Source organism: Arcicella lustrica, assembly GCF_034930985.1.
GTDB lineage: Bacteria > Bacteroidota > Bacteroidia > Cytophagales > Spirosomataceae > Arcicella > Arcicella lustrica.
In genome coordinates this window covers 176,284-189,407 of the sequence record NZ_JAYGIM010000003.1, presented here as the reverse complement: position 1 = coordinate 189,407, position 13,124 = coordinate 176,284, and the positions used below count along the sequence as shown (strand labels likewise).

The 13,124-nt window shown below is 34.1% G+C and carries 7 protein-coding genes; 3 read left to right on the top strand and 4 right to left on the bottom strand.

All coding sequences use genetic code 11. From position 1 onward, the window contains the following. Positions 1 to 63 precede the first annotated feature (63 nt). Both VB798_RS04150 and VB798_RS04145 read left to right on the top strand, forming a co-directional pair. Entirely contained in the window at positions 64 to 504 is a 441-nt protein-coding gene (locus tag VB798_RS04150) for a hypothetical protein (protein WP_323256275.1), read from the top strand. A gap of 566 nt (positions 505 to 1,070) precedes the next feature. Further along, positions 1,071 to 1,682 carry a hypothetical protein gene (locus VB798_RS04145; RefSeq protein WP_323256273.1) on the top strand — a complete coding sequence of 204 codons (612 nt, stop codon included), beginning with the start codon at positions 1,071 to 1,073 and terminating at the stop codon, positions 1,680 to 1,682. Between the two features lie 57 nt (positions 1,683 to 1,739). On the opposite strand, the gene tamL is transcribed toward VB798_RS04145, so the two are convergent. The 4 genes from tamL to VB798_RS04125 all read right to left on the bottom strand — a co-directional run bounded on the left by tamL (position 1,740) and on the right by VB798_RS04125 (position 12,017). Beyond that, positions 1,740 to 4,118: a translocation and assembly module lipoprotein TamL gene (tamL, locus tag VB798_RS04140; protein ID WP_323256271.1), complete on the bottom strand. Its 2,379-nt coding sequence runs from the start codon at positions 4,116 to 4,118 to the stop codon at positions 1,740 to 1,742. Between the two features lie 23 nt (positions 4,119 to 4,141). Beyond that, on the bottom strand, positions 4,142 to 9,076 hold the full coding sequence (locus VB798_RS04135) for a translocation/assembly module TamB domain-containing protein (protein ID WP_323256269.1): 4,935 nt from the start codon (positions 9,074 to 9,076) through the stop codon (positions 4,142 to 4,144). Between the two features lie 163 nt (positions 9,077 to 9,239). Then, a complete protein-coding gene (locus VB798_RS04130; protein ID WP_323256267.1) occupies positions 9,240 to 9,965 on the bottom strand; it encodes a hypothetical protein in 726 nt (241 codons plus the stop codon). 219 nt (positions 9,966 to 10,184) lie between these two features. Continuing rightward, positions 10,185 to 12,017, bottom strand: coding sequence for an alpha-amylase family glycosyl hydrolase (locus VB798_RS04125; protein WP_323256265.1), 1,833 nt, complete (start codon positions 12,015 to 12,017; stop codon positions 10,185 to 10,187). Between the two features lie 278 nt (positions 12,018 to 12,295). On the opposite strand from VB798_RS04125, the gene VB798_RS04120 reads away from it, so the two are divergent. Beyond that, positions 12,296 to 13,108, top strand: a complete 813-nt coding sequence (locus tag VB798_RS04120) for a tRNA threonylcarbamoyladenosine dehydratase (protein ID WP_323256263.1) — start codon at positions 12,296 to 12,298, stop codon at positions 13,106 to 13,108. Positions 13,109 to 13,124 lie beyond the last annotated feature (16 nt).

Sequence of the window (13,124 nt, the reverse complement as noted above, 5' to 3'; positions counted from 1 at the left end):
TTTGAAGGCTCAATTTTTTTTAAATTGGTATATTTTTTTTGTTTCAAATTAAATCATAAAAGAATGAAGAATTTAATAATTGCTTTTATTGTCGTTTCGACCTTTTTCTCTTGTTCTAGAAATGAGAAAAAAGATATAGCCGAAAAAACACAAGATGCTCAAGACCTTGTTGAATCTAAAGCCGACAGTGTAGTGGATGATTTGAAAGATGGAGCTGAAGAGGCTAGCCAGAGTATTCTATTAGAAAAAGAAGCCTTGGTAAGCAAAATTGATGATAAAAAAGACGAAATCAACAAAAAGCTGAAAGAAGCTGATGAAGATATAAAAAATGCTACAATTCAAGAAAAAGCCAGATTGGCTTCCAAAAAGAAAGAATTACAGAATTCTTTGGATGAATTAGATAAAGCATTAAATGATTTGAAAAGTGAGAAAAAACGTGATTGGAAGGACTTTAAAAAAGATTTGAATAAGCAAATTGATAAAATTCAAGAGAAAATTCAATAGTTTATTTAATCCTTTTCACGAAAAAATATTAGTCTTTTTCATAGTGGTTAGATTGTGATAAATGGGGAGTGGTACTCTACTCCCATATTTTTAATCTAATCAGTATGAATAAGTTAAAAGTGGTTATAGCATAGTTAAACAGGGAAGTTGAATGGATTTCCCTGTTTCTTTAAAACTTAGTTTTGACTACTTCAAAGATTATTAATTTAGTAATGGTTAGGTATTCGATAAAGGATAGGGAGAATCCTCCCTTTGCCTTTTTACCAAAAAACATTGCTGAATTTGCCAAAATAGATAAGGTTGTAGCGTTGAGTTGGCATTTTTTAAGAGAATCTTTATAGATAACAATACTAATTAAGCAGTTAGGGTTTTTGGTTAAAGGAACAGCTTCTATAAGCTATTCCTTTTTTGTTTTATAGTGAAAAATTTTAATCTTGCTTTCCAAAACATTCATTTTAAATACTTAAATTACCCCGAAATAGGGACAAAATTACCCTAAAATACATAGTTTAGTCGTGGAATAATTTATGTAGTATTTTATAAACAATTTCTAAAAATTAAGATTTATGAAAAACTTACTAGCTGTAAAAGCACACTTATTAATACTATCGTTAGTGTTAATTGCTTTATCAACCAATGCTCAAAAATCAGATACTATTAAGCGAACGGTTGTAGTAGAAATAGATACCGTCGTGAAAGGAGCGAAGCAAAATGTAAATAAAGTAGCAACAGAAAAGTCTGGAGAAGTAGTTACTTCGGCAGATGCCAAGGTTCAACCTGTATTTTACAGAGGTTTATTAGTAGTAGAAGGTGGTATTATGTACAAAGATAATGTACTCCCTGTTTTATTAGCTGGCGAATTTGGCTTGGCAAGAAACATTGGTTTAGAAGCCCGAACTTGGTATGGCAAAAATGGAATATATGAAGACGGCTTCTTGGGAGTAGGTTTGAACTATCACTTCTCTGGAGAAGATAATCAAAAGCCAAGTAAGTTTGACCCTTACGTCGGTGGAATGTACGGTAAAATCTTAGAAGGTTCTGGAACAGCATTTTATGCACAAGCTGGTGGAAGACTTTTCTTATTTAAGAATTTGGGTGCTTTTGCTAACTTAAATGTAGGACTTGTTGGTAAGCGAGGAACAAATTTATCGTTCGGGTTTTCTTATAAAATACATTAAGAGTAATTAATATTTAAGCAAAAAGCCTCTTCAAAGTGATTTGAAGAGGCTTTTTGCTTAGAAAGGATAACCAATGGCAATATTTAAAACCAGATTTTCTTTTCGCCATTCAGGATTTCCCAAATTGAAATCTTTTAAAACCCATCGTTCATTTTCAGGTAAATATGGTTTTCTGACGGGCGTTGCTAAATCAAAACGGAGTACTAAATAACTAAAGTCAAATCGTAAACCAATTCCAGTACCAATGGCTACTTGCTTATAAAAGTCTTTTGTAAAAACAGCATCGGCACCATAAATATCTTCGTCTTTTTGCATCCAAACGTTTCCTGCATCCACAAAGATAGCTCCATGAATGTATTGATTAAACTTTGCTCTTAATTCGCTATTAAATTCCAATTTAATATCACCAGATTGTCCACCAATGGTTTGTTCTAACAATGAGCCTGTTCTCAAATAACTTCCCGGTCCAATGGTTCTTGCCGGAAAGGCACGAATACTGTTATTCCCGCCTGCTACATATTGTTTAACTGTTGGCAAAAAGTAAGAATTTCCGTAAGGTAAACCATAACCGACTAAGAAACGATTTGCCAAACGAAGGTTTTGAGTTAAGCGATAACTATATCTAAAATCAGCGTCAAATCTTGCATATTGTGGATAAGTAACTCCAAAAACAGTAGAAACAGAAGCATCATTGTTTGAACCTAATTTTGCCAATAAACTCGCTAAATTCCCTGCTACTTCAACACCACCAGTAAATGAAAAATTGTGTCGGCTACTGGCTTTGTTTTGTGGCATATACGAGAATGTATAAGCCGTACTCATGATAATTTTATTATCCAAAATCTCTTCATACAAAATCGGGTTTCGGAAATACTCTAGTGCAAAATCTTCACTAAAATTAGAAGCTTTTACTAAATTGACTAAAAGTGGCGTTACAGAATGTTCAATGGAAGCATTTTGTTTCCAAGCATAAGTCAAAGACGTTCTGAGCGAAGTAAGGTTGTACAAACCACCTCTTTTGAGCTGCTCGTAGCCAATATTAATATTTGTTTTAGGTAAAGCTTGGTTTTTAGCTGGATTAATCGTTACAAATGGGATGGTAAATCTTGGTAATGAAAGATTACTTTCTATCGAAAAACGAGTCGTATTCAAAGCACCAAGCGTACTGCTTGCTCCACCAACTTGGAACTCCAAACCAGCATTTGCCGTAATTTTCAATAACTCTGCTCCCTTAAAAGCATTTTTGTTGAGCCACGAAATACTGATGTTTGAACCCGTGTAATTATTTGATTTTGTTGTTGCGTTTAAGTCGGCTACAACAGATTTTGCTTTTAAAGGTGTCAAGAAATAAAATACATCTAGCAGTGCTGAATCTGAACGAGGCACTAATTCAAAAGTATTTTTAACAAATTTGAAATTTCCATTTAAGTTGATTAATCTCGACAAGGATACGTCTTGAATAGCACTTCCATACTTACCTCCACGACGAAAACCAATGGCATCTGCAAAAATTTTAGGTCGGAATGAACCTGTTCTATCAAATATTTTGATGCCTTTATAATTACTTTCTAAGTCTTTAATACTGTCATTTACTGCACTTTCGCCATAATCAGCTAAAACGTGTACATCTCTGATAAAGTACATTTTTTTAGCAACCTGCGAGGTCGAAGGTTTAACCTCAAAACTAAGATTTACTTTATGATTAGCCAATGAAGAATCTGCCTTGATGATGATAAAATCGGGTCTGAAATAATAGAATCCTCTTCTTTTTAGCAAATTGTCAATTCTTTCTCGTTCAGCACTAATCTGGTCGAATTGATAAGGTGTTCCTTTTTTGATTAAAGACCTTGCTTGTGAAGCTACAAAGGCTTTTCCGAAAGCAGAAGTATCTTTTGTAGAAAATTTTATGGTATCAATAATGTATCTTTCATGTAAATTGATGGTGTAATTTGCAGTCGCTTTTCGGTTTTTTTCAGTCAGTACTCCAGATGCTGAAGAACGAAAATAGCCTTGATTATTCAACAATAAACCAATTTGTTTGGCATTAGCACCAATCACACTTTTACTTGCCAATACTGGCGGTTCACCAAATCTTTTTCTGAAAAAACTTTTAAACCCTGATTCACTTTTTGGCTCTCCGAACAAGTAATAAAACCAAACTTTGTAAGGAAAACCTAAAATTGCAGAATTCGGCTTGGGCTTTACAAAAGCTTCAAGCTGTGTTTTTACGGTAGCAATTTCTTTTTTATTGACAGCTGAGTCGGCTTGCATTTTAATACTTGCGCCAACGTAAAGGCTTTCGCCAGCGGGTAATTTTTTAGTAACCGAACAGCCAGAAATGAACAATGCTGTGCATAAAAATAGGAGAGACAGTATCTTTTGTAAAGACAACCTTTTCCCGAATGTTGAAGAATATGTAAATGTTTGATTATTCATGTTGATTTCTTGCTGGAGAAAAGCTATTTACTTTTTGGCTTTTTGAAAATTTCTTTGAAAGTCCCATATTCTATTGTCACGGTGAAACCTACGCCTGTTTCAACCACAAAACCATCTAAAACAGACTGGAACTGATTTTTTCTGAATGCTTTGAAAAGATAACGGCCATCATTTGTTAGTTTGTAGTTGACAGTAATGTTATCAAATACTTCTGCTGAGTTCCTAGTGATGCTCGTTTTGTTTTCTAATTCAAAGTTTCTACCTACTTTAATTTCAATTTTATCATTGAAGAAAGCTTTCGACAAACCCAAACTTAAATCGGTTCTAGCACTTGATTTCCCATTGAAAAAATCTTGTGTTGATGATAAATTCACATCTAAATCAACCCCTTTGATGAGGTCGGAAGCCAACAAATCTAATTGATCGGAAAGTAATTTACTCACACTTTGTCTTGCCAAAGCTTCTGGATTTGCCCCACCGCTGCTTGAGAAAAAGTCTGAAGATTTTTCTGAGAAAAATCTATTCAAAATCAGTAAAGCAAATACTTGTTTGTTTACTTCGTTCGCATCCAGTTTGTTCAAACGGTTTTGTACGTCTGTAATCACCGAACTGCTGACTAATTTTTGTGTTTTTGAAGGACGAATTTTGAAGGAAATATCTGGTTTTGTCAATCGCCCAGCCATCGTTAATAAAACATCAAATTGAATTTTTTGTCTGAAACGAGTATCATCATCCGTTTCGTTTGACATCAAATCTAGCGGAGCAGTTTCTGTGTTATAAACAGCCGTAATGTTTACTTCTGCATTCATTGGGTCGCCAGACCAAATAATATTACTGCCTTTTTCGATAGAAAACTGACGCTTCAATACTTCAAAAGTTAAGCCATAACTTCCTTCTGTTAAATCGTAAGAACCTAAAATAAATGGCTGTCCATCAGCACTTAATCCAGCGTTTAGTCTGGCATTTCCTTTTACTTTAAGATTATCTCCATTCAATTCATCAACCACAATGGTAAATTCAGATTTGTCGTCAGCTTCAATATTCAATGACATTTCCGAAACGAAATCGTTCATGAGCGATACTTTTGTCGTAGAATCTTCCTTGACGAGTGCTTCGTTTTGATGGTTGACAAAAACCACAACTCCGTCACTTTCGCTTTGCTCGTCGAAGCTTTCGGGAACGATGATAGAAATATTACTATTTTCACGTACTTTAATATCGCCTTCAATTTTAGCTGCAGCCGAAATCCCCTGAACCGATAAACTAGCATCTACAAAACCTTTTCCGTAGAAAAAATCATTGTCTTTTCGGCTAGAATTCAACACCATGAAGTTTTTGGTATTAATCGTTAAATCATATCTAACTTCTGGAATATTTGCCAGCGAAATATTTCCATCAATTTTCAATGGTTGATTTAAGGTATCACTGAGTGTAAACTGTTTGAGTTGAATTGTTTTTCCTTCAAAAAACAGTTTTTGTTTGTCAATCAAATAACGGCTACCCAATTGCGTAATGTTGAAGCCAACATTGCTAAAACCTAAATCTCCAAGAATTTGTGGCTGAGTACTTGAGCCTTTGATGGTGGCTTGCCCTTGTAAAATACCTTTGGCTTGTTTTAATTGCCCAAAACTGAAAGCTTGTACTGTTTCTGCACCAAGTTTATTGATGGATAATTTAAAATCGAGTGGATTTTCGCTATTGAGGTAATAATTTCCAGTGAGTTGTAAGTCGTTTTTAGCACTTAATAAAGTAGCTTTTGCTGTAATTTTTTCAGCAGTTTCGTTAAATACATTTACATCTAAATTCCCAATCGGACTTTGTTGAAAAGTAAAATCTGTCACCTTCACATCACCAGTAAACGATGGCGACGCCATGTAATTACTCAGTAAAATTTGTCCGTCAATTTTACCACTAGCCATCAATGAATCTGTCACGAAAAGTGTAACAAAGTTCTCAATTCTGAAATTTTCGGCTGTAATATTAATGGGTCCATTGGCTTCAGTAGAAGTACTGTTGACGAATAAACGCTGTTTTTGTTGCTCCATTTGGAAATGATTGACGAGTAAACCCGCTTTTCCATATTGCACAAAACCCGTTGAATCAACTTCCCAATTTTTATAATTTAATTTCAAACCGCCTTTAACTAATCGTACTCTATACTGATTATCAAAATTCTGAACTAAACCTGCTACTTCATTTCTGTTTTGGTCGATAGAATCTTTAAAAATAGCTTTAAAAGTTGCCGTATTATTCGCTACACTTCCATTTAAAAATGTCTTTCGGATTCTAAAGCTATTCATTTCAACACCCGAAAGTCCGGCTTGATAAGTCAACTTTTCAGCATTTGCACTCAGGTTTACTTTTACATTGGAAACTTTGATGGTATCATATTCCAGATTGGGAGAAAATAAAGACATCTTCATCAGCGTATCAGTCTGACTATTCAGTAAAGCCGAAAAACGAACAGTATCAAGTTTGGTAAGACCGGGCAAAAAAGCTTTAAAAACTGGATGCTTTACCATTTTTGCCTCAATAGAAAGTTTGTAAGGCTCAGTAATTGGTGTGAAAGTAATATCAGGAATTGTAAAATAGCGATTGATATTGCTGATAAAAATATCAGATAGTTGTAAATAGTTAAAATCACCTTTGATGTTGGCTATCAAAAATGGCGATTGAATATCAAATCTTCTGCCATCTTTCGTATTTTGGGCAGTCAGCGTTGTATTTTCAAGTTTAATTGGCTTGCCATCTTGAAAGATTGTTGCCTCGTGAATTGTTATTTTTCCATTTGGATTGTTTGGGTCAGTTGATGGCATATCTACATCAATATCTCCATGAATTCCAATGTTATCGGCATAAAATCCTAGTGGTTTTAGATTTAATTCAGCAATTTCAATATTCCCTTTTACGCCTGGAAAATTTTGAGATAAATCAACTTTTGTGTCGATTTTTAATGAAATGTTTGGGTCAGTAATATGCGCATTGATTTGTGCGATTTGATTAGCGATATTAGTCTGAAATACTAAATTTTTATAATTATAGCCTTTTACTTCTGCTTGCTGAATAGTGCCTTCAATAGCAGTATTCATCGTTTTTAAGTCTAAACCTTTCCCTTTTACTTTTGCATTGAGCGTTAGCTTGCCTACATTTTCTGTTTGTTTAATGAATTTGCCCATTTCAAAAGCATCCAAACTCATTACACCTTCATATTGTTGATTTTTATCGGCAGTAATATTGACCAATTTCCCATTAAAAGAAGCACCGCCCATATCGGTTTTTACTTTGGCATTAATGGCTAAATTTTGGATTTTTCCATTGATTGTTCCTACTAAATTTACTTTTTGTGGCAACTCTATATTACTAGGAATACTATTGGCTGGAGCTAGTTTTAAAATATCATTTTTAGTAAGAGAAACCTCTTTGATATTCAGTTTTAAAGCCATTTTATTGGCGTCTGGCAAACCAGTAATTACTCCTTGTAAATTGGCTTTAGCTTGTCCGAACCCAGTTAATGAAAACTTGCTAATATTTAAATTATTGACTGTTCCCGTTGCTAGTCCATCAACCTTTAGCAAAGCTTTTTCATTGCCTTTGAAAGGAGGAGTTTGGGCAAAATCTGGCATTAACAATAAAATATCTTTGAAAGCAATCTGACTATTTTTGAGATTGAGTTTGATTTTTGAAGCACCAATATTTTTACTGAATTGCTCAAAAGAAGCATAGCTCAACGATAATTCATCTCTTAAAATAGTATTTGGCGTTTTTACATACAGTTTTTTCAAAAACGTCTGACGATTGGTGTAGGCAAAATCTGTTTGGAATTTTTGTAATTCAAAACCAGATTTTTCTTTGAATGAACTTGAATACAACCAACCAGAAATATTATCAGGAGAAAAACGGAAACGTTCTAAGTTTACTTTTAAATTATTGATTTTTAAATTGTTGTAATCCAATCCTTTTTTTAAGGCAACTTGGTTTAAGTCTTGGTACAGAATGTTATTGCCATCCAAAATTATTTTATCGACCAATACTTTCCAGTTATTGGGCGATGAAGATTCTGTTTGAGTCTTTACTTTTTCTTTTTTTACTTTTTTCAAGAAACTTACTTTTGCATCGGTATTGTAAAGATTTACCGATTTTAAATGTACTTGTTCGCCAGCCAAGTAAAGTTTATCGCCTTTTACATTCAGTGAACCCAATTTTACGGTATTAACCAACCCAGCACTTTCTTCTGTGATTTTCCATTGAATATTTTTAGCATCAAATTCTCCAAAAGCTAAGTCCAAACTATCTGATTTTACAGTATTTTCTGGAGTTTTTGTCAACGCTTCATAAATGCGAAGAGATAAGTTTCCGCCATTTAATGATACTTTGTCTAAGTGATATTTTGAAGTACTTGGGTCAATAGCTTTGAATGACGTTTGAGCATTTTCTAGCCTAACTTTTGCATCTACGCCAGTGACATCATCGAGATAAGCGATGTTAACTTGTTTAAGAAGAATATTAGATAGCTGATAATTGAGAGGAGTGCCTTTGGTTGTGTCGGTACTTTTATCAGGACTCTCAAATGCTTTTAAGATGTAGTTGAAATTGAAAGTAGTATCTGGAAGGGTACGTTTTAAATTAAGATTGATATTATCTAACTCTATTTTATTGATACTTACCTTGTTTTGTAATAAAGCCAACATATCAATATCCAAACGCATTTTGTTTCCGTAAAGCAATGTATCATTCTGATTATCGGGCAAATAAACGCCTTCTAACGCAATCCAATCTGGGATGTTATAGCTAATTCTTTTGATAGAAAATGGTTTGTTGAGTTTCTTTTGAAGATAGAAAACTACTTTTTCGGTTAGGTATAATTCACCAGCGGGCGTTCTGAAGTAAAAGATTAGACTTATCAGAATAAGTACTAAACTTAGAAAAATGATGCCTGCTATTTTTACAAACTGTTTCATTTAGTCTTTTTCATGTGGTTTAAAGCTCATTAAAGTATGTCAGCCTTTAATGTCAATTACAAAAGAAAAGGTAATAGGTATATTTTATTTTGATAGACTATTCTTTATTACAAAAAAATATCAATCCAACCTTTCGATTGGATTGATATTAAACCTAAGCATATTAACGTTTGAAAGTAGTTATTTCAAAAGTTGGATTGAAAATAAAAACATTCGTCAATTTAACCGTTTTTTTATCAATACTACTATAATAAGTACCTGCTGAAGGGTATTTTAAACCAAAATCAGATGTTGTATAAACGTTATAGTCTTGTGTGATTTCTTCTCCACTAGGTAATTTGTATTTTGCTTTCGTTAAGAAATTCGTGATATTATCGAAATACAAATCGTGTTTGATGTCTTTCCCTTTTAATTCAATATGATGTAATCTTTGTGCCCCGATAACTTCTAAACCAACATAAGTAGCAATGTAGCCTTTTTGCTCGTAATTCAGAAAAGGTAAAAGGAAATCATCTACTTCTCTTTTCATATTACTTTGTTCTTTGGCACTCAAATCTTTCACATCATAAACGATGGCTTTATCACGGCTTCCCGTCGGAATTTTTAAGAAAGCATCTGCTGTACCTACGCCATAGATAAAACTACGTTTCATGATAGTTTTGGTTTTTAGCATAGATTTATCCGTTAGTGAAGCCTTCACTTCCATATCATAATCTGTTGCAGCATTGGCTACGAACGACTGTTTCAACGTATAAGTTTTTACTTTTTTCCAAAGCGGCAATCCGCCAGTACTTTGGTAATATTTATTAAAAATCGTATCAGGCGATTGTGCAAAAGCATTGATAACGAACAAACTCATCATCAAGGTAATGATACTTAATTTTTTCATGAGATATATTTGAAATTTAAGGTTTTAATACTGTTTGTCTATGGAACTCTAAAATACTCACTGATATTGTTTATAGAAAGAAGTGTTCATTATTTTAATATAAATACCGCATAAATAAATGGAATAGTTATATTTTGAGGAAAGATTTTTTTCTTTCTAAAACAACACAAGGAATGCCGTAACATTCCTTGTGAATATATGCCCTCTGCCCACCGCTAATTATTCGTCTTTATCTTGTGAAAATATCAATGCTGTATAAGCTGCAATAGATATTGTAGCATAATGTTGCATGTTATCATATTCGCCTGCTTGGGTGTTGATATGATGGGAATCAAAATTATCGAAGTCTTTATCATAGCCTTCCCAATCGCTATTGAATCTTAGTTTCCAAAGTCCTGCTTGTGGAAAACCTATTGCTAAATCTTCATAAGATTTATTCGAAAAATTAAGTATTACTACGGTATTATCGCCTTGTCCACCTTTACTCCATCTTTGAAAAGCAATGATTTTATGTGTTTCATCTACTCTGATAATTTGAGTATTTTGCCCTGTTAAGCCTTCGGTATTATTGTAATAATTAAGGCGAAGTTTTATTAAATCTTTATGTAAACCAGTAAAAGCTTTGAATTTTTCAGCCTTAGTCCAGTCAATCGGGTCAGTATCCGAAAACCATTTATCTTCCAATAATTCTTGTCCTTGAAATAACATCGGAATTCCTCCAGTTGTCATCACTAAAGCAGTACCCAATGATGCTCTTTTTTTAGAAAACCAATTGTTCACATTATCAGAAGCAATTTCTTCTGCTACTCTTGCTTTGCCATTGGCTACCTCATCATGCGATTCTGTATAAATTACTCTTTTAAAAGTATCACCAGAATATTTATTAAGAAGTGCCAAACAAATACTTTCCATGTTTCGATATTCGTCTTCTTGCTCAATCAAAGCTTTACGGATAGGATGAACAAAATCAGCATCCCATTGGCTACCAAAACCCAGACCACATTCGTTTCCTAGATGGTCTGTTATGGAATCTAATCCATGTAAATCTTCAGCAATGATTATTTTCCAAGGGAATTTTTCAGCTACTTCGCTATTAATCCATCTGATTAAACTTAATCCTTCTTGTAAAATAGAGCTTGAATCTTCATTGGCTTTTACATTTCTAATGTATGGAGTCATGTCCATTCTTAGTCCATCTACTCTAAATTCTTCAAGCCACATCATTGCATTATCACGAATGTATTGGCGTACTTCTGGTCTGCCATAATCAGGTCGAGTATCTCCCCAAGGAGTATTCGCTCGCCAATCATTATAGAAATAAATACCGCCCATTCCGTTTTCTTGCCAGCCGTCAAATTGCCAAAGATCCATATCTGTCGGTCCAAAATGATTGTAAACAACATCCAAAATTACAGCGATACCATACTCGTGTGCAGCTTTGATAAAAGCCTTAAAAGCATCTGGCCCACCATAACTTGATTCTATGGCAAATGGATAGGATGGATTGTAACCCCAAGAAAAATTACCTGGGAATTCAAAAGGAGGCATTACTTCTATGGCATTAATACCAAGGTCTTTTAAATAGTCTAGCTTTTCGATAAGACTGTAGAAATCACCAACCTGTCCTTTGTTTTTTACATGGTAAGTACCCACATGCAGTTCATAGATAACCAATTTATTCCAAGTTGGCATCTGAAAATTATCTTCTTCCCAGTCAAAATTATTGGGGTCATATACAATTGAATTCCCTGCGGAATTAGTTAGTTTGCGTGAATAAGGGTCATTTCGTTTGAGTTCCTCAGATGGTGTTTTTAGATAATATTTATACTCATCTCCTGCTTTTGCTTCAAAAACATTTGTACTCCAATAACCATTTCCCTCTTTTTCAAAGGTTGCTTCATTAGGATTCCAGTCATTGAACGAACCAATGACACTTACTTCTTGCGCATTTGGTGCCCAAACTCTAAAAAATACTCCGTTGTCGTGGATGATAGCACCCATTCCATCAACGTTTATTTTGTCACTGACTGTATTGTTCGTCTGGTTATTCATCCTTTTCTTGTTAATAGTTGTGAGAAATGTTGTGAGTAATGTTGTGAGTAATATTATCGTACATTCAGAACTTAAATTTATATGCCAGTTATAAAAACATAATTGGACGTAATTTTTTTGCTACAAATTCTACAAAAAGAAATTTGTTGTGGCTTTTTCTCTACAATTCTAGTGTAGATTTAAAAAATTAATGATAGTTCTGTAATTTTGTAAAATCGTGGAGAATAACCCTTTTATCGACTCATAACATTGAAGTTTATGAGTATAATTTTTGAAAAATGAGTGATTTAGCTTGGCTTGGAAGAACCAAATTATTAATAGGAGACGAAGGAATCCAGAAGTTACAGAATGCTCACGTTTTGGTGGTGGGGCTTGGTGGTGTAGGCTCTTTTGCCGCTGAATTTATTGCTCGTTCGGGTGTTGGAACGATGACTATCGTTGATGGTGACGTGGTAGATCCTTCTAACAGAAACAGACAATTACCCGCACTTTCTACCACACATGGACAACCCAAAGCAGATTTAATGGAAGAACGTTTGTTGGCAATCAATCCTGAATTGAAGCTGACAAGTATTCGTCAATTTCTTTCGCCAGAAGCGGTTGAAGAGATTTTAACTAATAATAATTTTGATTACGTGATGGACTGTATTGATTCAATCACTCCAAAATTAATGTTACTGACAACGGCACATCAGAAAAACCTGAGAATTGTAAGTTCGATGGGAGCGGGTGGTAAGGTTGACCCAACAAAAATCCGTACCGCAGATTTGTTTGATACTCGTGAATGTTACTTGGCTTCACTTGTTAGAAAACGACTGCGTAAACTTGGTATTCGTTCGGGCATTAAGGCGGTTTATTCTACTGAAAAAATGATGGAAGAATCGTTAATGTTAACAGATGGCTCAAACTACAAGAAATCGGCTTATGGTACGATTTCCTATATGCCAGCTGCTTTTGGTGGCGTTTGTGCGTCGGTCGTTTTAAGGGATTTGTTGGGTTTTCCAGTAGAAATGGAAAAGAAATTAAAAGCTTTGGCAAGTCGAGAAAAGAAGCAACAAGAATTAGAGAAAAAACGAAAAGCGGCTAAATAAAAAAGAGAGGCAATTG

Excerpts from the sequence above, each read along its gene's own strand:
- VB798_RS04150 (WP_323256275.1), top strand. The coding sequence starts at position 64 with ATGAAGAATTTAATAATTGCTTTTATTGTCGTTTCGACCTTTTTCTCT.
- VB798_RS04145 (WP_323256273.1), top strand. The coding sequence starts at position 1,071 with ATGAAAAACTTACTAGCTGTAAAAGCACACTTATTAATACTATCGTTA.
- tamL (WP_323256271.1), bottom strand. The coding sequence starts at position 4,118 with ATGAATAATCAAACATTTACATATTCTTCAACATTCGGGAAAAGGTTG.
- VB798_RS04135 (WP_323256269.1), bottom strand. The coding sequence starts at position 9,076 with ATGAAACAGTTTGTAAAAATAGCAGGCATCATTTTTCTAAGTTTAGTA.
- VB798_RS04130 (WP_323256267.1), bottom strand. The coding sequence starts at position 9,965 with ATGAAAAAATTAAGTATCATTACCTTGATGATGAGTTTGTTCGTTATC.
- VB798_RS04125 (WP_323256265.1), bottom strand. The coding sequence starts at position 12,017 with ATGAATAACCAGACGAACAATACAGTCAGTGACAAAATAAACGTTGAT.
- VB798_RS04120 (WP_323256263.1), top strand. The coding sequence starts at position 12,296 with ATGAGTGATTTAGCTTGGCTTGGAAGAACCAAATTATTAATAGGAGAC.